Raw genomic sequence first — 22,740 nt, forward strand, 5'->3', positions numbered from 1 at the left:
GCGGGCTGCGCCTGCTATCCGAAGAAATCGTGGATCACGTTCACGACGCGACCGTTCTTAAAATCAACCAATACGACGTCGTCATAGTGCCGGACCCAGCGGGCGCCGCGCGGCGGAACAGGCAGATGATAGCGGCGGAAGTCGCCGATGTCATACCTGCGGCTGTAATAGCCCGGCCCGATGCCCGCGCCCGGCACGAACCACTGGTAGCGGAAAGGTGCATGCCAATCGCCGCGCGCGTAAAGGTTTCTGTTTCGCACACGATGTTCTCGCCAGTCTGCGCGATATTCCCGGTGGGCGTCCCGCAGATCTTTTTGCGCCTCTCGCACATGACGGCGTTCACCGTAGCGCCGAGCGCGGTCGAGGTTGTCCTCGGCCTCACGTATATCCTGCCGATCTCGGCGAAGTTCGTGAGTTTGCGCGGCCGAGGTTGCTGCGGTCGCCGGCAGGGAAATGGCGACCAATGCCGCAAAAACCGGTAACTTCATTTTGACTGCTCCTTGTAAATGCGTAAGCACAGGTGCTGACGAGCCTGTATCCGCCGCGTGGGAGACAGCTATCGGAGGGGGATGGATTTTGGACGCGGCTTTGATGGACGTAGGATGAAGAACGCCGTCTCCACGGTTCCTCCATCATGTCGCGCCATAGGTCGGCGTATGGATCGGGACGCATCGCTTGATAGATCACGCTCGGAGCGACATCGGACGCAAAGGATGATGCGGGAAGACTATGGCTGATCTGCCGCCCGATATTACCCCCGGTCTCGCGGGCGCGTTCATCGCGAACAAGGATCGCTTGCTGCGCTTCTTCACCAGCCGCACGCGCGATCGTGCCGAGGCCGAGGAAATCGTTCAGGAAATCTATCTACGCATCGCCCTCAGCTCCGGGCCGGTCGGAGATCCGTTGGGCTACCTCCACCGCGTCGGCCTCAATCTCGTGGTCGACCGGGCCCGCGAGCGGCAGCGCCGGGCGCGGCGAGAACAGGACTGGGCAGAAGTAAACACCTCCCGTCTGGGTGAGGACTACGTTGATGAGCGCCCATCTGCCTTCACCGAAGTGGCGGCGCGCCAACGGGCCGAGCAGATCGGTGCCGCGATCGCCGCACTGCCCCCAGGCGCGGCGCAGGTCTTCCGCCTGCACCGCATCGATGGGCTCAGTCATTCCCAGATTGCCAGCCAGCTGGGAATTTCGCGCAAGGGCGTGGAAAAACACATGGCGACCGCCCTGCGCCACCTGGGCAGGGAAATCAGCGAATGACGATAGAAGCAAGCTGGGGTGGAACCATGACCGCGTCGTCTCTCTACAGATACAGGTGTCCGGACAACATAAGGCCCCAGCGGTGATGCAGATGCGTGACCCCCGAACCGAGTATGACGCAGCGGACTGGCACGCGCAGGTCCTGGGCGGCGACGTCGACTGGGAAGAATTCGCCGCCTGGCTCGATGCCGATCCCAGTCACCAGGCGACCTACGACCGGCTAGCGATGTTGGACACCGAGGTGGCTGAATGGGCGCGGTACAACGGTGTGCTCGAAGCGGCCAAGGTCGTGCCCCATTCGACAAAATCAATGCGTCCGTGGTGGATCGGTGGCGCCATTGCCGCCTCCCTTGTGGCGCTGGTCGCCAGCGTTCCCCTCCTCACACGCCCTGCGGGCGTCAACGCGACCGTCTATGCGACGGCAAATGCGCAGAAGACTATCGATTTGGGCCAGGGCAGCCAGATACATCTCGACGCACGAAGCCAGCTTGCGATGGGATCGGGCGGACACGTGCGGATGGACAAGGGCGCAGCCTATTTCGACATACGCGGCAACGCACCCCGCAAGCTGGAGATCGCGTCGGGCGACTTCATCGTGCGCGACATCGGTACGCGCTTCACCGTGGCCCGCAATCAGGGCAAGCTTTTCGTGGCCGTGGAACAGGGGCTTGTCGATATATCATGGCACGGCGACGCGGCGGCACACCTCAAGGCAGGGCAAGCTTTCGAGGGCGACGAGCAGACCGGCTCCAGTACGGTCGAGCGAATTACCCCGGAAGCCGTAGGAAGTTGGCGGAACGGCAGGCTGGTGTATGACGAAGCCTCGCTTTCGACGGTTGCTTCGGATCTCGCGCGCCATGTAAATGTTCCGGTAGAAGTCGATCCGGGCGTCGCCAATCTCAAGCTTTCAGGCGTATTCTCCATTACGAATGGCTCCGATCTTGTCGACCAGATTACCGCGATACTCCCGGTCGAGGCACAGCGTAGCGGCGGGCGTATTCGCCTTGTCGCTCGCGCTGGTCGCTGACCCGGCAGCCGCCAATACGGTACTCGTCGATGTGCCTGCCGGCTCGCTGCAGTCGGCGATCAACGTCCTCTCTCGGCAGTTGCGTATTTCGGTGGCGGTCCAGGGGCGACTCCCCGATCTGCGTACTCCTGCCGTGCGCGGGCGGATGGAGCCTCAGACCGCGCTTGATCGGCTTCTGTCCGGCTCGGACTGGCGGGCCCGCCGGGTTGCGCCCACACTATGGCAGTTAGTGCGGCAGCGCCCTGTGCCCAAGGTAGTGGCGCCCCGACCGTCCCCACCGCCGCCTCCTCCTCCACTGCCCCCTCCAGTTGACATCGTCGTGACAGCGCTGAAGCGCGACCTCCGGCTCTCGGATGCGCCGGTCTCGATCTCAGTTCTGGGCGGTAAGCGCTTCGCCGGCGCATCGAGTGCGCGCGGCTCGAGCGATATCGCCGAGGAAGCCGGCAGCGTCTTTTCGACCCATCTGGGCCCAGGGCGCGAACGCCTGTTCCTGCGCGGTGTGGCCGACAGTCCGTTCAATGGTCCCACGCAGTCCACCGTCGGCCTGTTTCTCGACGATGCCCGGATCAACTTCGCACTGCCTGACCCCGACCTGCGCCTGGTCGATATCGACCGGGTGGAAGTGATTCGGGGACCACAAGGAACGCTTTACGGAGCGGGGGCGCTCGGCGGGATCGTGCGCATCGTCACCAATCGACCGCAATTGGACCGCACCGCCGGCTCGATAGCTCTCGAAGCGTCGGACGTCGCCCATGGCGGCATGGGTGGCGCAGGCGAAGCCTGGGTGAATATCCCCTTGGTGAAGGACACGCTCGGCCTGCGGGCAGTTGGCTATGCCGAGCAGGAGGGAGGCTGGATCGATCATCCAGCTCTTGGCCGAACCAATACCAACAGTTCGCATATGGAAGGAGGGCGCCTAAATCTCCGCTGGAAGCCTGGCCCTGACTGGACCATCGACTTGTCGATCGTAAAGCAGAACCTGAAGACCCGCGATGCGCAGTATGCGACGCAAGGAATGGCCCGCGTCTCCCGGATACTGGAGCCCAGCGAAAACGACTTCACGCTTGTCCGGATCGAAGCCAGCGGGCCGATCGGCGGGCTGGATTTCCTGTCATCCACGACGATCGAAAACAACCGCGTGGTCAGCCACTACGATGCCGGCAGCACGGGGAGCACGAAGTCCGCAGCTGAAGCGACTTTCTATGACGAGACGCGGCGCGTCTATCTGATCAGCCAGGAATTTCGCCTGAGCCGAGCGCAAGGGCGGTTTCACTGGTTGGCCGGCGTTTCGGTCATAGATGCCATCAACGTCACTCAGGGCCTGTTCGTAGCGCCGTCGACCGCTCCCGTCGCCAGTCGCATCCAGGCCAATCTCAATTTGCAGGCTTCGGCGTATGCAGAGGGTACACTGGCCTTGAACTCGGTGCTGGACCTCACTGCCGGCCTGAGAGCCTACGTTTCCAACATCTGGGATGATCCGCGTGCGACCACGGGACCGTCTATAGACCAGAACGGCTTTTCCCCCAGCCTTTCGTTGTCGTGGCGCCCCCGTGATGGCGCCTTGGTCTGGCTGCGATATGGTACGGCAGTGCGCGCGGGAGGCCGCAGCCTGGATGCGGCCGGAGAGCTGACGACGTTTCAGGCAGACAGGCTGCAGGACGTTGAACTGGGGAGCCGGATGTCACTGCTCGACGGCCATCTCGATCTTGATCTCTCCGCCTTCGCCTTGCGCTGGAGCAATGTCCAGAGCGACCGCGTCGGCCTCGATGGCCTGGTGGTCACGACCAACATCGGCGATGCCCGCAATCTCGGCGTGGAATTCGGATCCAAGGGGCATTGGGGGGGCTTTGGTCTCGACGTGTCGTTGATCAGGCAGCACGGGCGCTTGCGTTCCGGTCTCATCGAGGATGACGATCTACGCCTGCCCGTGCTACCGGACAGGTCCGCCAAGGCAAGGCTGAGTTGGGACGGAAAGATCGGAAGCTGGAATCTGGGAGCATACCTGTCCGCGAGTTATTCGGGGAGCTCGCGTCTGGGGTATGATCCCACCCGTCCGCTTGACATGCCCTCGCTGTGGATGCTCGGCTCAGGGATGATGGCCGGCCGCGATGGCTGGCGTCTCGTAGCAAGCGTTTCCAACCTCCTGGATAGTAGCCGGAACACATTTGCCTTCGGTAATCCCTTTACTTATCGAACCCAGCCGCAGCGCACGCCGCCCAGACCGCGCACGCTGATGATCCGGATCGAGCGCAGCTTCTGAGCGCCTGGCCCTATCGGCACAGCACCTCAGGAGACAGGGAGCATCACGTCGAAGCGGGCTCCAGGACCATCGCTGCGGTTTTCAGCCGTGATGCGCCCACCATGGGCTTCCACTAGCCGAGCCGACAGCGCCAGACCCATTCCGGTGCCGAAACATCCCGGACGCCTGATCGTGGCTTCCGACTGCCAGAACGGAGCGAACAAGCTCTCTTTATCTTCAGGGGCAAAGCCCGGCCCCTCGTCGAGCACACTGATCACTACATCGCCTCGCTGGACGGTGATCCTGACCAGGACTTGGCCACCGGCAACCGAATGTTTTGCCGCGTTGGTGACCAGATTAGTCACGATCTGCGTGAGCCGCACTGGATCGGCATAGAGAACGACGGGGGCATAGTCCTCGACGATCGTCACATCGTGGCGCGCGAGCAGCGGTTTCAGGTCGGCCACCACCCCGCCCACGATCTCGCAGAGATCGACGCTGCGGCGGTTCATCGTGATGCGACCGAGCTCGTATTGGGCCAGGGTATCGAGATCGTTGACGATGGCTAGCACATGCTCGACCTGACGCAGGAGGCGCGACGTTTCACCGACATCAGGATTGATGACGCCGTCCTCGATACCATGCAATCGCCCTTTGAGGATGGTCAGCGGCGTGCGCAGCTCATGGGTCACACCTGCCGTTATCATCATGCGCCGATCGCGTGTATGCGCCGCCTCGGAGGTCTTTTGCGTTGCCACGGCTTTTCTTTTAAGCCGCAGCCACCGGACCACTACACGCACGGCATCCAGGACCAGCCGATTGTGAACGACGGATCCCAAAGCGATCAGCGTTGCCGCCAGCCACCGGTTGCCCTGCTCTTTGCACGCGCCCTCACCGGTTCCAGACCCGCGCTGCGCCGGATGAACGGCATCTGGTACCGACATTGCGCTCCAGGCAGGAAGGAAAACGGGCAGACGGGCGCTTCGCTGCAGACGGGCGCCTGTCTGCGAATACCGCAGCGAGACAGCAATCTGAGCACCACTACTGCCGCTTGTAGGGCCGCCGAATGTCAATAGCGATGAAGGTTTCATGCCTGTTCCGTCACGAAAGAGTGTCTTTCCAAGCGGGAGACGGCCCGGCAGCGTTCTCACCCTACCTTCACTTGATCGATAACTTATTCCGCTCGTCGCGCTTCCGATTTGACCGCGCGGTGCCAGCAGCGCGGTTTCTCCACGATTCCTCCATCGATCGCGTCCATATGGGGCGCGAGGTGGAAGAATGACGTCGAAGATTCTGGTGGTGGAAGACGAGCGGGAGATCGCCGAACTTCTGGTTGCGTACATCGAGCGGGCAGGAATGCAGGCATTGAGGGCCTCCTCGGTCAACGAGGCGGTGATGACCCATCACCAGGGTGGGCCGGATCTGGTGCTCCTGGATATCGGCCTGCCCGGCGGCGACGGACTGGACGTTCTTGCCGCAATCAGGCGCCGCACGGACACGCCGGTCATTATGCTGACGGCCGTCGACGACGACGTCTCCAAGCTATCGTCCTTTCGCATCGGCGCCGACGATTATGTCATCAAGCCTTTCAATCCTTCGGAGGTAATCGAGCGCATCCGCGCCGTTCTGCGCCGCGCGAATGGTGAGCGCGAACCCAAGCGGCTGACGATCGGACCGCTAGAGATCGACCTTGAGGCCAGGGTTGTTAGCTGTGCAGGCGAGGATGCCATCTCCGTACGTCTCAACCTGACGCCGACCGAGTTCGCCATTCTCGCGCATATGGCACGCTATCCGCGCCGCGCGTTCACCCGCGCCGAATTGTTGGAGGCGGCAGCGCCGGGCAGCGAAGCCTACGACCGCGTCATTGACAGTCACCTCTCCAAACTGCGCCAGAAGCTGGTAGTAGCCGGCTGCGCGGACATTATCGAGCCAGTACGGGGTGTAGGGTATCGCCTTTGGCTGGAAGGGTAATGCGACAAGACCGCCATATCTTCGCAGCCGCCCTCGCCCACGAACTGCGAACCCCGCTGACGATCCTGAAAGGGAGGCTTCATGCGCTGGACGATGCGGTGATGGTGCCATCTACGGGGGAATGCGCCCGTCTGCTGCAACTCGTCGATCAGGTCCTGCGCAGCGTCGAGGAAGTCAGCCTGTTCACCCGGGCCCACTCGGGCGAAATATCATTGGACGTCCGGCCTATTGATCTGGCGCTTGTCGTGGAGCGTGCCATTGCGGATGTGCAGCCGATCGCGCAGGCGGCCGCCGTGGAAATTGTAGGGAACACGAGAACGGCGCGGGGACGGGGAGACTTCGCGTGCCTTGTTCAGGCTGTCTCGATCCTGCTGCGACATCTTGTCGATTGCACGCCGTCAGGCGGGTGCCTGACTGTCGAAGTGGAAGTGTTCCCGCAGCCGGTACTGCGTATCACGGGCGCGGCGGATCAGCTTTTGCCCGGCGAAGACGAGGACCTGCTTATTCCCTTTTCGCCCGCCGACGGCAGGGCGGGCACAAAAATGACCTGCGCCATCGGCCCGGCTCTGGCGGCGGCGATCGTCGATGCTCACGGCGGAACACTTGCGATCACGGCTGCGACTGGAGGCGAGGGCCGTGTGCTGCAGCTGACCCTCGCCCCATAGCAATATCAGCCAGGTCGGCCTCGTCACCGATCCTGGTTGGCAATCTCGGAAGCATGAGACGTGTCATACCCAAGCGCAGCGTCCTCAAAATGGCCCGCTTCCTTCTTGAGCGCAGCGGAGACACGCTGCGCGAGACTTTTGCTCGCAGCGATGCTTTCACCCATCATGCGCACCGAACCCTTCACTTCCCGCTGCACAACCACGGTGCCTTGGGCGTCGGTAAATCGCAGGTCGGCCCGGATGAGCGTCTTGCCGGCTACCATGCCGACAACGGGCAACGCCCCACGTACTCCAGCATTGCCCTTCTTGTACTGCGTGACGTCCAGGTCGAGCATGGAAGCATCGTCATCGCTGCGTATGTCACCTTGCCGCCAGACGGTCTCGAACATGCTGCTCTTTCTCAATTGTACGACCAGTTCCTCGTAAGTCGCCGCTACAAAGGCTGGTGGCAGCTTACCGTTGGAACCGGGCAGGTTTATCCGAACGCTATGCTCGCGAGGGCGGTGACCCCGTGCCGCTAAGCGCACGCCATCAGGTCGCAGACTATCACCAAGGCGATCGTCCATAACCGACGCAGGCTGGATGCCCGCCTGGTCGAAGGCCTGAAGCACGCTTTGCCTGCTCGTCTTCGGCAAGAGCAGGACGGCGCCGTGAAATCCCTGGCGCTCATCGACGTAGAACAGTGTCAGTGTCTCCGCACCCGGCCTGATCATGCTGTAAATTTGCCCTGCCTGCGGCGCCATGCTCGCAACATTGCCTTTGACGCCGCGCATCAGCCCCTTGTTGGAGTGCTCCAGAGACATGCCGCGCACCGCATCCATGGGAATCACGCCATACGCCGTCTTGCCGGTGAAGCGGATGAGATCACCATCGATCTCCAGCCGCCCGGCCGTGCCTGCCGCCAAACCAGCGAAACCGATGATATTCACCGCACCTTCAACAACGACCGGTGCCGACATCATAGCTCCATGATGGAATGTACCGGTGTCGTCGCTCAAGACTTCGGCTCGCACTGCTTGTCCGGTAGAGCCTATCGTCAGGGCAGCAAAAACGAGCCAGTACGCCAGACGCGACGACCAGGCGTTATGGCGAAGACAATACATTTTCTTGCCTTACTGTTTCAGGCAGACACCGACGATCGCGCAAGTCCCGACGCTTAATGAAACCCGGGCGTGGCATTCGCGCACGGCCAAGCCTGCCAGTTTATTTGGAATGATTAGAGTACAAGGCGCGTAACTAGCAGTCCGACAAGTGCCGCCGCGCGCATTCACTATAGGCCGCATCGCGTTTGCGCATCTCTCGCCCGCGATTACGATCCGCTTCGTCCTGACTGGTGGTCGTCCAGTCGACCGTCTTGCTCACTGCTTTAACCGGCAATGTCGCCAGCCCGCACCCCGACAGAAAACATACCGAACCGGCAGCCAATCCTGCCGTCAGCGGCCACAGTAACGGTCGCCTGCAGGAGGGAGCTGGCGATCTTGACGTATTCCAGAATTCAGATCGTGAAGCCGATTCGATTGAAATTCTCGCAAGGTCCGCATGCATCGCTTTTTCCAGTCAGGTTGAAAACCGACCGTCTTCTTAAACACGGCATGTGGAGCAGCGATGGAGCAATCATCGCCAGCTGAACAAGCCTTGACCAAATGCTTCAGGGGCATTTCGATATCGAGGCGTCAACAGATGTTCGAACCGAAGGACTTCGTGCTACACACAGCGATCAGACAGCGCGGTGTCGTTTGCAACGTTTGTTTTCGTGGGAACCTGCCGCCAGATCGCTCCCGCCATCAATTGCAAAAACGGGGTCGAGGCGGAGCGCAATGCCTATCTGGCCGGCGGCATGCGACGAGCCACTAGGCTCAGGACTCACTGATTACAGCTAGAAGAGCACGGTGGCGGCGAGAGCGAGGGCCGAGAAGAAGACGGTTGGGCAGCGGTCGTAGCGGGTTGCGACGCGGCGCCAGTCCTTGAGGCGACCGAACATGATCTCAATGCGGTTGCGACGCTTGTATCGGTGCTTGTCGTATTTGACCGGCATGGAGCGGGATTTGCGGCCTGGAATGCACGGCTTGATGCCCTTTTGCTCAAGCGCGTCCCTGAACCATTCGGCGTCATAACCCCGATCGGCCAGCATCCACTTCGCCTTTGGCAGGTCGTCGAGCAGGGCCGCCGCGCCCGTGTAGTCGCTGATCTGGGCAGCCGTGATGAAGAAGCTCAAGGGACGGCCGTTGGCAACGGTGACGGCGTGAAGCTTGGTGTTCATGCCGCCCTTGGTCCGCCCGATCAGGCGCCCGAGGCCTCCTTTTTTACCCCAAGGCTGGAAGCCATGCGGTGAGCCTTGAGATAGGTCGCGTCGATCATGGTGGTCTGGGGTTCGGCCCTCTGGGCGGACAGGCCTTCCATCATCCGAGCAAACACACCCATCTCGCCCCACCGTTTCCAGCGGTTATACAATGTCTTGTGGGGCCCGTATTCCCTGGGAGCATCCAGCCAACGCAGGCCGTTCCGGTTGACAAAGATAATCCCGCTCAGGACCCGCCGGTCATCAACCCGTGGCTTTCCATGGCTCTTGGGAAAATACGGCGACAGACGCGCCATCTGCTCATCCCTCAGCCAATACAGGTCGCTCATACTCAGTCTCCTCGCGGAGCCTGAATCATATCGCCGCCTGCCAATCAATGGGTCCTGAGCCTAGGAAACTGGCAATTTGGGGACAGATTATAGGAAAATAGGGTCCGTCCGCGACCGTAAACTCGATTATCAGGCACGCATACTCGCTGAACGTTCCCAACCAGGGAAAGCGAACTACAGTCGCACCGACGCCTTGACACTGACGCAACGTCATCCCCCACAAACGTGGCATAGCGATTCGGAGCGAAGTCATGCGGACGGTCAAACAGGTAGCGAAAGCGTCGGGCGTCAGCGTTCGCGCCTTGCACCATTACGATCATATCGGACTACTGAAGCCCGACGTCGGTAAGAATGGATACCGCTATTACGGGCAGACGGAGATGATGCGCCTTCAGCACATTCTGTTCTACCGCGAACTTGGCTTGCCGCTTGCAGAGATCGCCCGCATCCTCGATGATCCCAATTTCGACACCCGCGCCGCGCTGCTCGATTTGCGCCGTCGCGTTGAAGAAGAGATCGCCCAGCGACGCGATCTGGCGCAGACGATCGACCGGACGCTAGCATCGCTCGATGCTGGCAAGGCGCTGGATGACTACCGCCTCTTCTATGGAGTGTCGGCTGAGAAACAGGTCCAATGGGAAGCGGAGATCGTGGCCCGTTTCGGCGATGTTGGTGATGCAGCGATACGCGATGCCAAGACGAGGATGGACGGCCTGTCACCGGCCCAACTGCTCGATTTCAAGGCGGAGATCAATGCCATTCACGCAGGCATAATCGCTCTGATCGAGGCAGGGGGCACCCCTTCCTCGGATGCGGCGCACGGATGGATCGGCCGACACTACCGCTGGGTATGTCGTTCATGGCTGCCCGATGCAGAGGCCTATGCCTCCTTGGGCCGGATGTACGCCGATCATGCGGATTTCCGATCGATGTACGATGCCCTGCATCCCCGCATGGCCGTCTTCATGGAACAGGCGATGGCCCACTACGCCCGGACCACTCTTCACGAGGGCGTTCGATGAACCGCCGCGCCCTCCTCGCTACCATGATTGTCGGAGTCACATGCATGACCGGGAGTAATCTACAGGCCGCCGCTCCGCAGGAGCGCGATGCGACCGTCACTGTGTCGGGTGTCGAGATCGCGGGCCGTTTCACGATGCCGCAGGGCACCGCACACGGCGCGGTCCTCCTCTTGCCTGGATCGCTCTACAGCGACGTGGACGGCAATTATCCGTCTATGAACGTACGGCCACACGCCTATGCCGACCTTGCGAGGCAACTCGGCGAGCGTGGTTTTGTCGTCCTGCGAATGGCCAAGATCGGACCTGGCACCGGCTCGCGCACGATCGATGCCGAGGCGGCGCGACGGCATATCGACTTTCTGACTCGGGTCGAGGTCGCACAGGCCGGGCTAGACCTACTGCGCCGTACCGTCCAGACGCGGCCGGTCATCGTCGCTGGGCATAGTGAGGGTTCCGTGGTCGCATCGCTGCTCGCAGCAGGCCGCGCTGGCACCGGGATAGATGGTGTCGTCAGCCTTTCCGGCCCCGCCCTGCCAATCCTGTCGATCCTCCGCGCGCAAGTCGCTGGCATGCCACCTCCCGACGTCGCGCCCGATATGACGATGTTCGATTGCACAGCGGCTGCCATCCGGGCAGGCGAGGCTCCCTCGGACGAGGCAAAGTCCGACCCGCAGACCGGCATGCTTGCATCCATGCCCGAACCTGGGCTCGCCTATTTGCGCAGCGCCGATCGGGTCGATCCGATTGTCGCGCTGGCACAAGTAAAAGCCCCGGTGTTGATCGTTCAAGGCGGCCGAGATGATTCCGTCCCGGCAGCGCACGCCGACATGCTGCGTGCCGGCAGGACTACCCAGCCAACGGAGGTCGCGACATTCCCGAACCTAACGCACTTCTACAAGGTCGCTCCTCCGGGCCTGACGCCGATGCAATCGATGGGCCTAAAAACGCAAAGCGATCCAGCCGTCGCTAACGTCATCGCCGAATGGGCCAGCCATCTGAGGCGGTAAATTTTCTCAATTGCCAGGTCATTGACGGATTTTGGGAAGGGTATCTGCTTTTTTCAAAATCCGATCCTTTGCAGGAAAGCGGCATTGAGCGACGACAATCAGGTGAAAGCCGCTATGTCGGGACCTGATGCAACCGGTCGTTCGCGTTTCGGTGTCGAAATGGCTTGAGTTGGTCGCCAACCGACAAAACAATTGCCGAAATCTGCAGCGAGCCTTGAATGCGAGATCATTAGCTACCAGCGTGCATCGGACGAACCGGCCTTTCGTAATGAATGGACCTTACCGCGAGAATGCCCCTGTGGCGCCAATAGGACTGGGGCCGAACTGGCCATGTATGGGGAACGACATCCCGCTTCCGGCATTTGTCATCCGTTAGGCTGCAAGGATCCAAACATTGAAGTCGGTGCTGATCGTCGAAGACGAAATTTTCATAGCGATGGAAATTGAACGCATACTCGAGGAAGCCGGCTATAGCGTGATTGCGATCGCCGCCGATCGCCAGGAGGCATTGCGCGCCGGCGACAAAGCCGATCTAGCGCTTATCGATCTCAATCTCCGCGATGGCCCGACGGGTCCCGTTATTGCGCGCGAACTTGCCGAGCAGTACGGCGTGCGCGTGGTTTACGTGACGGCCAATCCTGCCCAAATCGGCAATCCTGCCTCCACTGCGCTCGCTTGCATCCGCAAGCCATTCACGGACGATGCCATCCTGACAGCAGTTGCGGTCGCGGCGGGAGCGGAGAATGTCTCCCTCACCCACGAGGGCGTCATTGAACTACGGACCGCGATTTGATCGTCTCAGCATTGCGGAAAGCGGAACCTCAAAGCGAACCTCCAACCCCTGTTGCGACCAGGTGCGCTCCATCGTGCCGCCCATTTGCCGCATCACGCTCAGTTCGATAAGCTTGCTGCCGAAGCCGTAGTCGGAAGGTTCGTAGACCACAGCTCCTCCGCGCTCGATCCATACGATGCAGGCGTGATCGTTTTCGATCGTGCAGACAATCGACACGGAACCGTCAGTGGCTGCAAGTGCGCCGTACTTGGCCGCGTTCGTCGCCAACTCATGGAACGTCAAAGCCAGCGGCGTCGCGGAATGGTCATCGATGATCATCTCCTCGCCGCTGATGGTGACGCGTTCGGCATAGGCGGCTAACAGATCGGCCAGCATCCCCGACAGGCTGTTCGGTCGCTTCTCGGGTCGCGATGCTTCGCTGTGCGGCCTGACGAAGTCGTGGGCCCGCCCGAGCGCAAGGATGCGATTGCGCAGGTCACCAGCCACGTCCGCCAGTTCGGGGCGCTGGCGTGTCGAGAAACTGATGAGGCCGCTGATGACTGAGAAGATGTTCTTGATCCGATGGCTCAGTTCCTGCGCGACGATCTCGCGCTGAGCCTGGCTCATCTTGTGATCGTGAATGTCCGTGCACGTTCCGAACCACCGGGTAATAGCTCCGTTCCTGTCGCGGATCGGCAAGGCTCGCCCCAAGGTCCAACGGTACTCACCGCTGGCATCGCGGAGCCGGTATTCAATTTCATAGGGATCCCCGGTCTCCAGGCAATGGTGCCAAGCGCTCCATGCCCGGTCCTGATCGTCAGGATGAAACATGCCGTTCCACCCGGACCCATCGGTGGAGCCGGCCGGCATACCTGTGAATTCGTACCAACGCGCGTTGTAATAGTCGTGGAAACCGTCCGGACGGGTCGACCACACCATCTGCGGCATCGTATCGGCAAGAATGCGGAACTTGGATTCCTGCTCTCCAAGTTCCGCATTCTGGCGGCGACGGGATCGCCGCTCGGCAAGCTGAACCACGATAGTCGTCGCAAGCACCTGTAGGCCTTCACGCTAAACGGGAGTCAGATCGCTGCGCGGGCTCCGGTCGATTACGCACAAGGCACCAAGCTGAACGCCGTCTTCCGAGACCAGAGGCGCTCCGGCGTAGAACCGGATGCCGGGTTCCCCGACGACAAGTGCATTGTCGAGAAACCGAGGATCGCTCGCGGCGTCCGACACAATCATGATACCCTGCCCTTGCATCGTATGCACGCAGAACGATGTTTCTCGGGGCGTTTCCCGGGCATCCAGGCCGGTTTTGGCCGGAAACCATTGCCGGTCGCGCTCGACGAAGCTGACCAAGGCAATCGGCGTGTCACACAAATTGGCGGCAAAATCTGTCACCGACTTCAGCACAGGGTTGTCCTCGAGCCCTTCGAGATCGAATGCCTGAAGATCACCAAGCCGTTTCAGCTCTTCGTGCGTTTGGGCCGTGAGACTTAGTGCATATGACATTGTTTCAAGGGGCTTTCCGGCGCGACAGCGGGCACCGCTGACATCTGGCTTTGATATGGTTCTGCACCGAGCGATTTGCCGAACGATCAGAATTCTGGAATATACAAACGCGATGGCCGCTCCAGTGCGTTAGAGCGGCCATTCGCAGTGTGGATCAGATCTTGTCGCCAAGCGCGCCCTTCACGCTGCCCTTCACGTCCTGAGCCGTTCCCTTCAACTGCTGGGCCTTGCCCTCGGCTTCCAGCCTTTCGTTATCAGTTGCCTTGCCGACCGCTTCCTTCAGGTTGCCAGCGATCTTGTTTCCAGCGGCATTTGCCTTGTCCGTGAACTCACCCATGACGGCGTCCTTCCTTACCCGGGCTCAGAGCGTGGCCCTCACGGAGAACCCGGCCCGTTAGGTTAGGTTCCTAGGCTCTTTCGCTTCGCAATGGCCGAATGCGCAGCGCCATCTCGCAGGCCAACAAAGGCACACGACGTCAGGTCTGAGCAATGCTCGCGTTCGGACCTTAGTCCAGGGGGTCGGTTTGACTTTGCGCGCAATGGATCGCCCGTTTGGGCTAAGCATGGCCCGCCGAATCCGCTTGGGCACGAATGTCCGGCGTAGGACGGCACCCCGCCGCTTGAGGCGCTCCAATCGACGGCTCTCGGCTAAATCAGCCATGCATTGGACGGGGCCGAACGGCCGTACGTGGTCGGCACGAGCCCCAAGGTCATTCTTTCGAATCATCGTCAGCACGCGTTCTGCAGATGGCCAATTTGGCCAAAGGAGAACGACCATGGAGATGTCTGAAACCGAACTCAGCGCCGCCAAGCGCCCAGTTTGGAATGCCGGAAGGGCCGTGGGTGCAAAGCGGGCCCTGAAACCGAAACATATCTGGGAAATCCGCTTCTATCTCAACCAGCGCCGCCGCCTGCGAGATCGTGCACTGTTCGATCTGGCGATCGACAGCAAGCTTCGGGGCTGCGACCTGGTGCAGATGAAGGTCGGCGACCTTGTCAGCGGCGGGCAGATCCGAACACGGGCCATAGTCATGCAGCAGAAAACAGGCCGGCCAGTTCAATTCGAACTGCTGCCAGATGCTCGGGTGGCCCTGTCCGACGGGAAGACTGGAATGCACGGCACAGCCACAGGCACTGTCGAGCAAGGTGGCAGCATAGCCGCCGTGAACCGAGCCGATCGGATTGAACACCTTACGCGATGGTCAGCCTTCGAAGACCACGCGTCCTCGCTCCAATTCGACCAGCCAAAATTCAAGCGTTTCTCCGATCGGTGGATGGCGGTTTGCCACCATCAACGATGCCAGCTGGCCATGGCCATCAAGGTCGGCGAGATCCTGCGTCACGTTCATGTCGGTCTCCCTTATCCGGTGGCCTTCTCGGAGAGCCAGGCGCGCGTCTCCGCAAGCAGTTCGTCCGAGAGTGCCTGATTGTCCACCGCACGCGCCAACACGACCGCACCCACCATCGCCGACCATCGACCAATCGCGTCGCGGCGGCGTTCAGCATGATCGCCGCAGGGGAGGACCGCCGCAAAACGTTCAATTTGCGCCTCCAGCCCAACTGCCATCGCGCCGCGCGCTGCATGCGCTTGTTGACGCATCAGTCCTGCAAGGCTTGCTGTCGGGCACCCCTGGTTGGGATTATCGCGATGCAGTGGCGAGAGATAGGCATCCGTCCATGTTTCCAGATCCGCCATGCCATTGCCTTCGCCCGTCATCGCCGCGGCGACAGTCGCCGCGATCAGATCATCCTTCGAGGCGAAGTGGCTATAAAAACCGCCATGCGTCTGCCCGGCAGCCTTCATCACGTCGGCTACGGTGACTGCAGCGAAACCATGCTCGCGGAACAAGCGGCTAGCCTCACGCAGGATGCGTGCGCGATTTTCCGCCATCTGCTCGCGACTGACTCTCATCGAAAAATCTCCACGGTCCCCATTGACACTTTCATGATGGTCATCACATTTATAGAAACGCGATGATCATCATGAATATAGTGATTTTCTGGAAAAAGGGCAATGCGATGACCAAACCTGCAGTTCTTATCACCGGCGCTTCGACCGGGATCGGTGCCACATATGCCGATCGGTTCGCCCGGCGCGGCCACGATCTGGTATTGGTTGCGCGCGACGTCGCCCGTATGGAGGCGCTGGCGACCGGCCTGCGCGCGCAGAACGGCGTGTCGATCGACATCTTGCCTGCCGACCTGACCCGCGCCGACGAGATCGCAGCGGTGGAGGCGCGGCTGCGCGATGACGACCGGATCGGCATCCTCCTGAACAACGCAGGTGCTGGTCTGAACGGCAGCTTCGTCGATCAGCCCACGGACGCGATCACACAGTTGATCGCGCTCAACACCACATCTGTGACGCGCCTCGCCAGTGCAGTGGCCCCCCGTCTGGCCGCGCGCGGGGATGGCGCGATCATCAACATCGGTTCGGTCGTGGGACTGGCGCCGGAACTGGGTATGTCGGTTTACGGGGCAACCAAGGCGTTCGTGTTGTTCCTGTCGCAGGGACTGGCGTTGGAGCTTGGAAAAAAGGGCGTGTATGTTCAGGCGGTACTTCCTGCCGCGACCCGCACGGAATTGTGGTGGCGTGCCGGTGCCGACGAGGCAAACCTGCCGGCGATGATGGACGTGAACGATCTGGTCGATGCGGCGCTGGTCGGCTTCGACAAGCGCGAGGGCGTTACCATCCCGCCTTTGCATGATGGCACATTGTGGGATGTCTTCGATGGCGCCCGCAAGGCGATGCTCCCCGGCTTCGGCACGACGCAGCCGGCATCGCGCTACGTCGCCTGAACATTCACCACATCGATACAAAGGGACGACCGCTTATGACTGTCACCACGCTTTTCTCGACCTACGGCCTCGGCGGTATTAGGCTTGCCAATCGCATTGTGATGGCCCCGCTGACCCGCAACCGCGCAGGTGCAGGCTTGGTGCCAAGCGAATTTGCGGCTGAGTACTATGCCCAGCGCGCCAGCGCCGGGCTGATTATCACCGAGGCGACGCAGGTGTCAGCGCAGGCCCAAGGCTATCAGGATACCCCCGGCCTCTACACACCCGAACAGATCGCCGCTTGGCGCAAGGTGACCGATGCCGTCCATGCCAAGGGCGGCCGTATCTTCGTGCAACTGTGGCATGTTGGGCGGGTCAGCCATGTCGATCTCCATGGCGGCGAAGCGCCTGTGGCGCCTTCGGCGATCCGGGCGGATGCCAAGACATTCGTGAATAACGGCTTTGCCGATGTGTCCGAGCCGCGCGCGCTGGAACTCGCTGAGATCCCCGGCATCATCGAGAGCTTCCGTCAGGCCGCCGCCAATGCGATCTCGGCCGGCTTCGACGGCTTGGAAATTCACGGCGCCAACGGCTATCTGCTCGACCAGTTCGCCAAGGACGGCGCCAACCAGCGCAGCGACAGCTATGGCGGCTCAGTCGAGAACCGGGCCCGGTTGATGCTCGAGGTCGTGGCGGCGGTGGCCGGAGAGATCGGCGCAAACCGCACCGGTATCCGCCTGTCTCCCGTGTCGCCTGCTAACGGTATCTCGTCCAGCGATCCGCAGGCGCAATTCGACTATATTGTCGCCCAGTTGGATAAGCTGGACATTGCCTATATCCATGTCGTCGAAGGCGCGACCGGTGGCCCGCGCGACGTCGCTCCGTTCGATTTCGCAGCACTGCGCAAAGCGTTCCGCAACACCTACATTGCCAACAACGGCTTCGATCACGCGCTGGCCGAGGCGCATCTGACGAAGGGCGAAGCTGACGTGATCGCTTTCGGGCGGCCTTTCATCGCCAATCCCGACCTGGTCGAACGCCTGAAATCCGGCGCTGCGCTGGCCGATATCGATCCCGCCACCCTCTACGGCGGCGGCGCAAAGGGGTACACCGATTACCCAGTAGCAAACGCCGATACGGCGGCGTGATCGACCACAAGGGGAAGATGCCATGAAGGGCTATATTCTGGATCGCTACGGCAAGGGGCAGACCCTTCGTCTCGGCGATCTGCCCGATCCGGTACCCAGCGCGGACGAGGTGCTGGTCGAAATCCAGGCGACTGGGCTCAACCAACTCGACGGCAAGATTCGCGACGGTGCGTTCAAACCGATACTGCCGTACAAGCCCCCTTTCGTGCTGGGTCACGATTTGGCCGGGGTCGTCCTGTCGGTCGGCTCGAAGGTGCGACGCTTCAAGGCGGGTGATGCCGTCTATGCGCGCCCTCGCGATGGTAAGATCGGCACGTTTGCGGAGCGCATCGCGGTCAACGAAGCCGATCTTGCCCACAAGCCTGCCAACCTTTCGATGGAGGACGCGGCCTCACTGCCACTGGTCGCGCTCACCGTCTGGCAGGTGCTGGTCGAACAGGCGCAGTTAAAGGCCGGGCAGAAAATCCTGATCCACGCCGGGTCGGGCGGCGTCGGCACGATCGCGATCCAGCTTGCCAAACATCTTGGCGCCACCGTCGCGACCACGACCAGCGCGGCCAATGCCGACTTGGTGCGTAGTCTCGGCGCGGACGTGGTGATCGATTACAGGACGCAGGATTTCTCGGCGCTGCTGTCGGGCTACGATGTCGTGCTCAACAGTCTTGATGCCAAAACGCTGGAGGCCTCGCTCAAGGTGCTCAAACCCGGCGGCCAACTGATCTCGATTTCAGGGCCGCCCGACCCGGCCTTCGCACGGGCGCTGGGACTGAACGGCGTGCTTCGTCTCGTCCTTCGCCTGATCAGTGCGGGCATCCGCCGGAAGGCCAGGAGAGTGGGTGTCGATTATTCGTTCCTGTTCATGCGTGCCGACGGCCGTCAGCTTGGCGAGATTGCAAAGCTGATCGAGGATGGCACGATCCGACCCGTTGTCGACCGTATCTTCCGATTTTCCTTGCTGAATGAAGCCATGGCCTATGTCGATGGCGGCCGCACCAAGGGGAAGGTCGTCGTCAGTCTTAAGGGCACGGCCTGATAATGACACAGCACCGGGATGACTGGAACACCGTGCAGACCCGCCATGTCGAGGCGGCAGGGACACGCTTTGCCTATCGCCGCCTTGGACGGGAAGCGGGTGTGCCGGTGGTGATGCTCAACCACTGGGGCGCGAACCTCGACAATTTCGATCCGCCCATTGTCACGGGATTAGCCCACGACAGGCCGGTCTATGCCATGAATTATCGCGGCATTGGCGCATCGGGCGGAGAACCGCCGCTGACCGTTGCCGCAATGGCAGCGGACATGGTCGCAGCGATCCGTGCGCTCGGCCTCGAACAGGTCGATCTGATCGGCTTTTCGCTCGGCGGCTTCGTCGCACAGCAGATCCTGCTCGATGCACCAGATCTGGTGCGGCGGGCGATATTGGCAGGTACCGGGCCGGCCGGCGGCGCCGATATCGAAAAGGTCGGTTCGGTTTCTTGGCCCTTGATCCTGAAGGGACTCCTGACCTTCCGCGACCCCAAGACCTATCTGTTCTTCACGGCGAGCAGGCAAAGCCGCAGCGCTGCCAAGGCATTTCTAAACCGCTTGAAGATGCGCAAGGCGGACCGCGACAAGACGGTTGGGCTCAGCGCGTTCGCACGCCAGCTCAAGGCGATCGAGGCGTGGGGGCGTCAGGCGCCGCAACCTTTGGAGACGATCCGCCGACCCGTTCTTGTGGCCAATGGCGATCACGACATCATGGTCCCGACCGAAAATTCGCGCGAACTCGCGCGGCGCATCTCGAATGCCGATCTCGTGCTGTATCCCGATGCCGGGCACGGCGGCATCTTTCAATATCATGAGGCCTTCCTCGAAAAGGTCAGGGCCTTCCTCGCCGCTTGAGCGGTCGACACGGAGATACGAACATGGACTATGTGACGTTCGGCCGCACCGGCCTTCAGGTTTCGAGCCTTGCGCTCGGTACCGGCAATTTCGGCACCGGCTGGGGTTATGGCGCCGACGCTGACGCCGCCCGCACGATCTTCGATGCCTATGTCGATGCGGGGGGAAATTTCATCGACACCGCCGATGTCTATCAGTTCGGCCAGTCCGAAGAGATCGTCGGCGACCTGCTGAAGGGGCGCCGCGAAGATTTCGTGTTGGCGACCAAGTTCGCCAACGGCGCCGTGCCTGCGCCGAACCGCCTCGTCACGGGCAACAGTCGCAAGGCGATGGTCGCCTCGGTCGAAGCCAGTCTCAAGCGCCTCAAGACCGACCGGATTGACCTATACTGGGTCCACCATCCCGATACGGCCACGCCGTCGGAAGAGATCGTGCGCGGCCTCGACGATTTGGCCCGCGCAGGCAAGATCCTCTATGCCGGGCTCTCCAATTTCCCCGCGTGGCGACTGGCGCATACTGCGACGATCGCCGCGCTTACAAATGCGGTGCCGATTGCCGCTGCCCAGTTCGAGCACAGTCTGGTGCACCGCGAACCGGAGACCGATCTGTTCCCGGCATGCCACGCGCTAGGCATCGCTCCCATCACTTGGTCGCCGCTTGGTGGCGGCATGCTGACTGGCAAGTATCGCAAGGGCGATACAGGCCGGAAGGAAGGCTTTGGCGGCCGCGTCTTCCAACCGGAAGATAGTGCAATCCGTACTGCAACGGTCGATGCGCTGCTGGCAATCGCGGAGGAACTCGACACTAGCCCGGACCACGTCGCCATCGCTTGGGCCATGGGGCATAGCGCCGTTCCGCTCATCGGACCGCGCACTCTTGAGCAGGCGCGGAGCAACCTTGGTGCCGCAGCATTATCGCTCTCGGTGGAGCATCGCACTAGGCTCGATCTTGCAAGCACGCCCCCGGCAGGGGAGAAAGTCTGATCAATCCCAGAATGCCGGAGCCTAATGGTGTCCGTCTCTCTGACTGGCAAAGCTTCGCGCCGAATATTGCGCAGAAAACGACCAGAGCTTGATGGAATTGTTGCAGTGGCCGCTTCTCTCAAGAGGAGACGTTTCCGGTGGCAAATATGAACGACACATTCTGGTCGATACCTGCCGGAATACCGGACCTTCCGCACTTTGGATCAGGATTTGCACCCTGAGCGGCCACAAAGGGTCGACGGCGGCCGTCTCGAAAATGATCGAGCACTGGGAAAGCGGCGGCCCAATCGCCTCTCTGCGGTATATACCTTTTTATCGATGCTTTTCGGCCGCCGGCAGATTCCGATGTCCGTCGCGACAAACCACCGAATGAGAGAGCGTCCTCGTTGACGCGGTCATCTGATATACCTACCTGCAACAACAGACGAGCGGTTGATACGGCTGCTCGCGTAAGCGTTAACGTCAACCAACGCACCACGATCACGAAGCCGCCCCGTTAAGGTGCGCCTCGTGCTGTGCCGGGTTGATAGATGCTGCCTCCTCCTGAATCCTCCGTTCGCCGTTCAAGCTTTGTCCTCGCTGCGGGCATCGTCCTGATCGGCGCGAACCTGCGTGCGCCGATCACCGTGCTTGGGTAAGCGCCGACGGAAGGCGGCGTTGACGTAGGAGCTATTTGCTTTTCCGCGGGCGCGGCGCCCATTTCTTGGCGAGCGCCGCGAAGCGGGCGTGGATTATCTCGATGTTGGGCTGAGTGTGGGGGTCATGGTCGTCGCCAAGAGCATCCAACGCCTCTTCATGATATTCATGCGACGGATCGGTGAGAGCCTCCAGCTTCTCGGCATAGCCCCACGGACCACCCGAGTCTTCCGGTGGGCGCATTCCGGTAGCTTCCAGCAGGCGCGGATAGCTGACTTGCGGGTCAGCTGGAGCGATGCCGTGGATCTTGACGCTGTGCTCCCATCCGTCGCCAAAGTCGTAGAGGTACTGGAAGGTCTTGCCGCGCATTCCCTCCAACGCCTCTGCGAGAGTCGTCTTTCGGGCATCAAGTGGGCCACCAAAGCCGTAGGACGGGTCAGGGATACCGAAGCCCGTGCGCCCGAAGGTTAGCTCCCACAGATGGCTATCGGTCCATCCCAACGCTTCTTGGAAGGTAGTATGCAAACGATCGAGCCGGATTCCGAGCGGCACTTCAATCATGCGGGTCACGGCGGGCGTCACGTCATCCAGAGTGATCGTCATGTGCACGACGAAGGCGTTGCTCAAGCAGCTTGCTCCAGGTTCTGGATCGCCCGTGCGGCCTGCCAGTTCCACGGCAGGAGTTCGTCGATCCGGTTGATCGGATGGTTGCCAATACGCTCGATCACGTCGGTAAACCAGGCTTCGGGCTCCACACCGTTCAAGCGGCATGTTTCGGCGAGCGAATAAAACAGCGCCGAGGCATCTCCGCCCTTTGTGGACCCGACGAACATCCAGTTGCGGCGCCCCAGAGCAACGCCGCGCAAGGCATTTTCGACCAGATTGTTGTTGATCTCGAGCAGGCCATCGTCACAATAGCGAACCATCGCCGCCCAGCGGTTAAGCGGATAGCGACATGCCTTCCCAAGGCGCTGTCCGAAGACAGCCCCTGCATCTGGGCTTCGAGCCATGGCCGCAAGGCTGCCAGTCTCGGGCGGGCCAGCTGCTGACGAACCCGCCGTCGCTCATCGGCCGGTGCTCCCTTGATGTCGCGCTCGATCGCGAAGAGCTCGCTGATCCTCACCACCACTTCAGCCGCTACCGGTGACGAGTTCTTTTCCAGAATGTCGGTAAACTTGCGCCGCGCATGGGCCGAGCAGCCGACCTCGATC

General features: G+C 61.3%; 23 protein-coding genes and 3 pseudogenes (1 of these 26 only partly in view). 14 read left to right on the forward strand and 12 right to left on the reverse strand.

Annotated elements, in window-relative coordinates:
- Positions 1-14: 14 nt before the first annotated feature.
- The gene (locus U9J33_RS20225) at positions 15-488 is read right to left on the reverse strand and encodes an RcnB family protein (RefSeq protein ID WP_185999981.1); all 474 of its coding nucleotides are present in this window, start codon (positions 486-488) and stop codon (positions 15-17) included.
- Positions 489-729: 241 nt separating this feature from the next.
- On the opposite strand from U9J33_RS20225, the gene U9J33_RS20230 reads away from it, so the two are divergent.
- The 3 genes from U9J33_RS20230 to U9J33_RS20240 all read left to right on the forward strand — a co-directional run bounded on the left by U9J33_RS20230 (position 730) and on the right by U9J33_RS20240 (position 4,544).
- Positions 730-1,257 (forward strand): RNA polymerase sigma factor, encoded by a 528-nt coding sequence (locus tag U9J33_RS20230; RefSeq protein ID WP_185999982.1) that lies wholly within the window; start codon positions 730-732, stop codon positions 1,255-1,257.
- Between the two features lie 91 nt (positions 1,258-1,348).
- A complete protein-coding gene (locus tag U9J33_RS20235) occupies positions 1,349-2,284 on the forward strand; it encodes a FecR family protein (protein ID WP_324699807.1) in 936 nt (311 codons plus the stop codon).
- Positions 2,262-4,544: a TonB-dependent receptor gene (locus U9J33_RS20240; RefSeq protein ID WP_324699808.1), complete on the forward strand. Its 2,283-nt coding sequence runs from the start codon at positions 2,262-2,264 to the stop codon at positions 4,542-4,544. The genes U9J33_RS20235 and U9J33_RS20240 overlap by 23 nt, the downstream gene beginning before the upstream one ends.
- A 26-nt stretch (positions 4,545-4,570) precedes the next feature.
- Here the strand turns inward: U9J33_RS20240 and U9J33_RS20245 are convergent, their stop codons facing one another.
- Positions 4,571-5,614, reverse strand: coding sequence for a HAMP domain-containing sensor histidine kinase (locus tag U9J33_RS20245; protein ID WP_324699809.1), 1,044 nt, complete (start codon positions 5,612-5,614; stop codon positions 4,571-4,573).
- A gap of 187 nt (positions 5,615-5,801) precedes the next feature.
- Here U9J33_RS20245 and U9J33_RS20250 point away from each other — a divergent pair, with 187 nt between their 5' ends.
- Both U9J33_RS20250 and U9J33_RS20255 read left to right on the forward strand, forming a co-directional pair.
- Positions 5,802-6,494: a response regulator gene (locus tag U9J33_RS20250; protein WP_185999986.1), complete on the forward strand. Its 693-nt coding sequence runs from the start codon at positions 5,802-5,804 to the stop codon at positions 6,492-6,494.
- Positions 6,494-7,159 carry a HAMP domain-containing sensor histidine kinase gene (locus tag U9J33_RS20255; protein WP_324699810.1) on the forward strand — a complete coding sequence of 222 codons (666 nt, stop codon included), beginning with the start codon at positions 6,494-6,496 and terminating at the stop codon, positions 7,157-7,159. The genes U9J33_RS20250 and U9J33_RS20255 overlap by 1 nt, the downstream gene beginning before the upstream one ends.
- A 23-nt stretch (positions 7,160-7,182) precedes the next feature.
- Here U9J33_RS20255 and U9J33_RS20260 read toward each other — a convergent pair whose 3' ends face one another.
- From U9J33_RS20260 to U9J33_RS20270, 3 genes are all read right to left on the reverse strand, one after another.
- Positions 7,183-8,121 (reverse strand): DUF4410 domain-containing protein, encoded by a 939-nt coding sequence (locus tag U9J33_RS20260; protein ID WP_324699811.1) that lies wholly within the window; start codon positions 8,119-8,121, stop codon positions 7,183-7,185.
- Between the two features lie 274 nt (positions 8,122-8,395).
- Positions 8,396-8,521, reverse strand: coding sequence for a hypothetical protein (locus U9J33_RS20265; RefSeq protein WP_324700001.1), 126 nt, complete (start codon positions 8,519-8,521; stop codon positions 8,396-8,398).
- Between the two features lie 514 nt (positions 8,522-9,035).
- Positions 9,036-9,787 (reverse strand): IS5 family transposase gene (locus U9J33_RS20270; RefSeq protein ID WP_324699812.1). Its coding sequence is split into 2 segments (ribosomal slippage): positions 9,036-9,466 and positions 9,466-9,787, totalling 753 coding nucleotides; the frame shifts between segments, so codons are not numbered across the junction.
- 251 nt (positions 9,788-10,038) lie between these two features.
- On the opposite strand from U9J33_RS20270, the gene U9J33_RS20275 reads away from it, so the two are divergent.
- The 3 genes from U9J33_RS20275 (at position 10,039) to U9J33_RS20285 (ending at position 12,609) form a co-directional block, all read left to right on the forward strand.
- Entirely contained in the window at positions 10,039-10,809 is a 771-nt protein-coding gene (locus tag U9J33_RS20275; RefSeq protein WP_185999989.1) for a MerR family transcriptional regulator, read from the forward strand.
- Between the two features lie 44 nt (positions 10,810-10,853).
- Positions 10,854-11,816 (forward strand): alpha/beta hydrolase, encoded by a 963-nt coding sequence (locus U9J33_RS20280; RefSeq protein ID WP_324699813.1) that lies wholly within the window; start codon positions 10,854-10,856, stop codon positions 11,814-11,816.
- Between the two features lie 394 nt (positions 11,817-12,210).
- Complete coding sequence (locus U9J33_RS20285) at positions 12,211-12,609, forward strand: response regulator (RefSeq protein ID WP_185999990.1); 399 nt, start codon at positions 12,211-12,213, stop codon at positions 12,607-12,609.
- Here the strand turns inward: U9J33_RS20285 and U9J33_RS20290 are convergent.
- Positions 12,592-14,103, reverse strand: a pseudogene (locus U9J33_RS20290) (sensor histidine kinase). The gene U9J33_RS20285 and the pseudogene U9J33_RS20290 sit on opposite strands and share 18 nt — an antisense overlap.
- A gap of 154 nt (positions 14,104-14,257) precedes the next feature.
- The gene (locus U9J33_RS20295) at positions 14,258-14,440 is read right to left on the reverse strand and encodes a CsbD family protein (RefSeq protein ID WP_185999992.1); all 183 of its coding nucleotides are present in this window, start codon (positions 14,438-14,440) and stop codon (positions 14,258-14,260) included.
- A gap of 439 nt (positions 14,441-14,879) precedes the next feature.
- Here U9J33_RS20295 and U9J33_RS20300 point away from each other — a divergent pair.
- Positions 14,880-15,197, forward strand: a pseudogene (locus U9J33_RS20300) (integrase); the annotation flags it as partial.
- Positions 15,198-15,305: 108 nt separating this feature from the next.
- Here U9J33_RS20300 and U9J33_RS20305 read toward each other — a convergent pair.
- Both U9J33_RS20305 and U9J33_RS20310 read right to left on the reverse strand, forming a co-directional pair.
- A complete protein-coding gene (locus U9J33_RS20305; protein WP_324700002.1) occupies positions 15,306-15,452 on the reverse strand; it encodes a hypothetical protein in 147 nt (48 codons plus the stop codon).
- Positions 15,453-15,463: 11 nt separating this feature from the next.
- Positions 15,464-16,015 (reverse strand): helix-turn-helix domain-containing protein, encoded by a 552-nt coding sequence (locus tag U9J33_RS20310; RefSeq protein WP_324699814.1) that lies wholly within the window; start codon positions 16,013-16,015, stop codon positions 15,464-15,466.
- 62 nt (positions 16,016-16,077) lie between these two features.
- On the opposite strand from U9J33_RS20310, the gene U9J33_RS20315 reads away from it, so the two are divergent.
- Genes U9J33_RS20315 through U9J33_RS20335 form a run of 5 tightly spaced genes read left to right on the forward strand, consistent with a single transcriptional unit; the run spans position 16,078 to position 20,893 of the window.
- Positions 16,078-16,902 (forward strand): SDR family NAD(P)-dependent oxidoreductase, encoded by an 825-nt coding sequence (locus tag U9J33_RS20315; RefSeq protein ID WP_420719917.1) that lies wholly within the window; start codon positions 16,078-16,080, stop codon positions 16,900-16,902.
- A 35-nt stretch (positions 16,903-16,937) separates the two neighbouring features.
- Positions 16,938-18,029: an alkene reductase gene (locus tag U9J33_RS20320; RefSeq protein WP_324699815.1), complete on the forward strand. Its 1,092-nt coding sequence runs from the start codon at positions 16,938-16,940 to the stop codon at positions 18,027-18,029.
- 22 nt (positions 18,030-18,051) lie between these two features.
- Entirely contained in the window at positions 18,052-19,062 is a 1,011-nt protein-coding gene (locus U9J33_RS20325) for an NADP-dependent oxidoreductase (RefSeq protein ID WP_324699816.1), read from the forward strand.
- Between the two features lie 2 nt (positions 19,063-19,064).
- Positions 19,065-19,910 carry an alpha/beta hydrolase gene (locus U9J33_RS20330; protein ID WP_324699817.1) on the forward strand — a complete coding sequence of 282 codons (846 nt, stop codon included), beginning with the start codon at positions 19,065-19,067 and terminating at the stop codon, positions 19,908-19,910.
- Positions 19,911-19,933: 23 nt separating this feature from the next.
- On the forward strand, positions 19,934-20,893 hold the full coding sequence (locus tag U9J33_RS20335; RefSeq protein ID WP_324699818.1) for an aldo/keto reductase: 960 nt from the start codon (positions 19,934-19,936) through the stop codon (positions 20,891-20,893).
- 669 nt (positions 20,894-21,562) lie between these two features.
- Here the strand turns inward: U9J33_RS20335 and U9J33_RS20340 are convergent.
- From U9J33_RS20340 to tnpC, 3 genes and pseudogenes are all read right to left on the reverse strand, one after another.
- Positions 21,563-22,156: a plasmid pRiA4b ORF-3 family protein gene (locus U9J33_RS20340; RefSeq protein WP_324699819.1), complete on the reverse strand. Its 594-nt coding sequence runs from the start codon at positions 22,154-22,156 to the stop codon at positions 21,563-21,565.
- Positions 22,153-22,284, reverse strand: coding sequence for a transposase domain-containing protein (locus U9J33_RS20345; RefSeq protein WP_324699955.1), 132 nt, complete (start codon positions 22,282-22,284; stop codon positions 22,153-22,155). The genes U9J33_RS20340 and U9J33_RS20345 overlap by 4 nt, the downstream gene beginning before the upstream one ends.
- A 108-nt stretch (positions 22,285-22,392) precedes the next feature.
- Positions 22,393-22,740, reverse strand: a pseudogene (gene tnpC / locus U9J33_RS20350) (IS66 family transposase) (its annotated part continues 1,025 nt past the right edge of the window); the annotation flags it as partial.

Origin of the sequence: Novosphingobium sp. RL4 (assembly GCF_035658495.1) — a bacterium.
GTDB lineage: Bacteria > Pseudomonadota > Alphaproteobacteria > Sphingomonadales > Sphingomonadaceae > Novosphingobium.

What these genes read in the sequence shown, in the direction of transcription:
- U9J33_RS20275 (WP_185999989.1), top strand. Translation starts at nt 10,039, where the DNA reads ATGCGGACGGTCAAACAGGTAGCGAAAGCGTCGGGCGTCAGCGTTCGC.
- U9J33_RS20310 (WP_324699814.1), bottom strand. Translation starts at nt 16,015, where the DNA reads ATGAGAGTCAGTCGCGAGCAGATGGCGGAAAATCGCGCACGCATCCTG.
- U9J33_RS20225 (WP_185999981.1), bottom strand. Translation starts at nt 488, where the DNA reads ATGAAGTTACCGGTTTTTGCGGCATTGGTCGCCATTTCCCTGCCGGCG.
- U9J33_RS20250 (WP_185999986.1), top strand. Translation starts at nt 5,802, where the DNA reads ATGACGTCGAAGATTCTGGTGGTGGAAGACGAGCGGGAGATCGCCGAA.
- U9J33_RS20305 (WP_324700002.1), bottom strand. Translation starts at nt 15,452, where the DNA reads ATGAACGTGACGCAGGATCTCGCCGACCTTGATGGCCATGGCCAGCTG.
- U9J33_RS20320 (WP_324699815.1), top strand. Translation starts at nt 16,938, where the DNA reads ATGACTGTCACCACGCTTTTCTCGACCTACGGCCTCGGCGGTATTAGG.
- U9J33_RS20280 (WP_324699813.1), top strand. Translation starts at nt 10,854, where the DNA reads ATGACCGGGAGTAATCTACAGGCCGCCGCTCCGCAGGAGCGCGATGCG.
- U9J33_RS20325 (WP_324699816.1), top strand. Translation starts at nt 18,052, where the DNA reads ATGAAGGGCTATATTCTGGATCGCTACGGCAAGGGGCAGACCCTTCGT.
- U9J33_RS20255 (WP_324699810.1), top strand. Translation starts at nt 6,494, where the DNA reads ATGCGACAAGACCGCCATATCTTCGCAGCCGCCCTCGCCCACGAACTG.
- U9J33_RS20295 (WP_185999992.1), bottom strand. Translation starts at nt 14,440, where the DNA reads ATGGGTGAGTTCACGGACAAGGCAAATGCCGCTGGAAACAAGATCGCT.
- U9J33_RS20260 (WP_324699811.1), bottom strand. Translation starts at nt 8,121, where the DNA reads ATGATGTCGGCACCGGTCGTTGTTGAAGGTGCGGTGAATATCATCGGT.
- U9J33_RS20315 (WP_420719917.1), top strand. Translation starts at nt 16,078, where the DNA reads ATGATCATCATGAATATAGTGATTTTCTGGAAAAAGGGCAATGCGATG.
- U9J33_RS20235 (WP_324699807.1), top strand. Translation starts at nt 1,349, where the DNA reads ATGCGTGACCCCCGAACCGAGTATGACGCAGCGGACTGGCACGCGCAG.
- U9J33_RS20330 (WP_324699817.1), top strand. Translation starts at nt 19,065, where the DNA reads ATGACACAGCACCGGGATGACTGGAACACCGTGCAGACCCGCCATGTC.
- U9J33_RS20335 (WP_324699818.1), top strand. Translation starts at nt 19,934, where the DNA reads ATGGACTATGTGACGTTCGGCCGCACCGGCCTTCAGGTTTCGAGCCTT.
- U9J33_RS20245 (WP_324699809.1), bottom strand. Translation starts at nt 5,614, where the DNA reads ATGAAACCTTCATCGCTATTGACATTCGGCGGCCCTACAAGCGGCAGT.
- U9J33_RS20230 (WP_185999982.1), top strand. Translation starts at nt 730, where the DNA reads ATGGCTGATCTGCCGCCCGATATTACCCCCGGTCTCGCGGGCGCGTTC.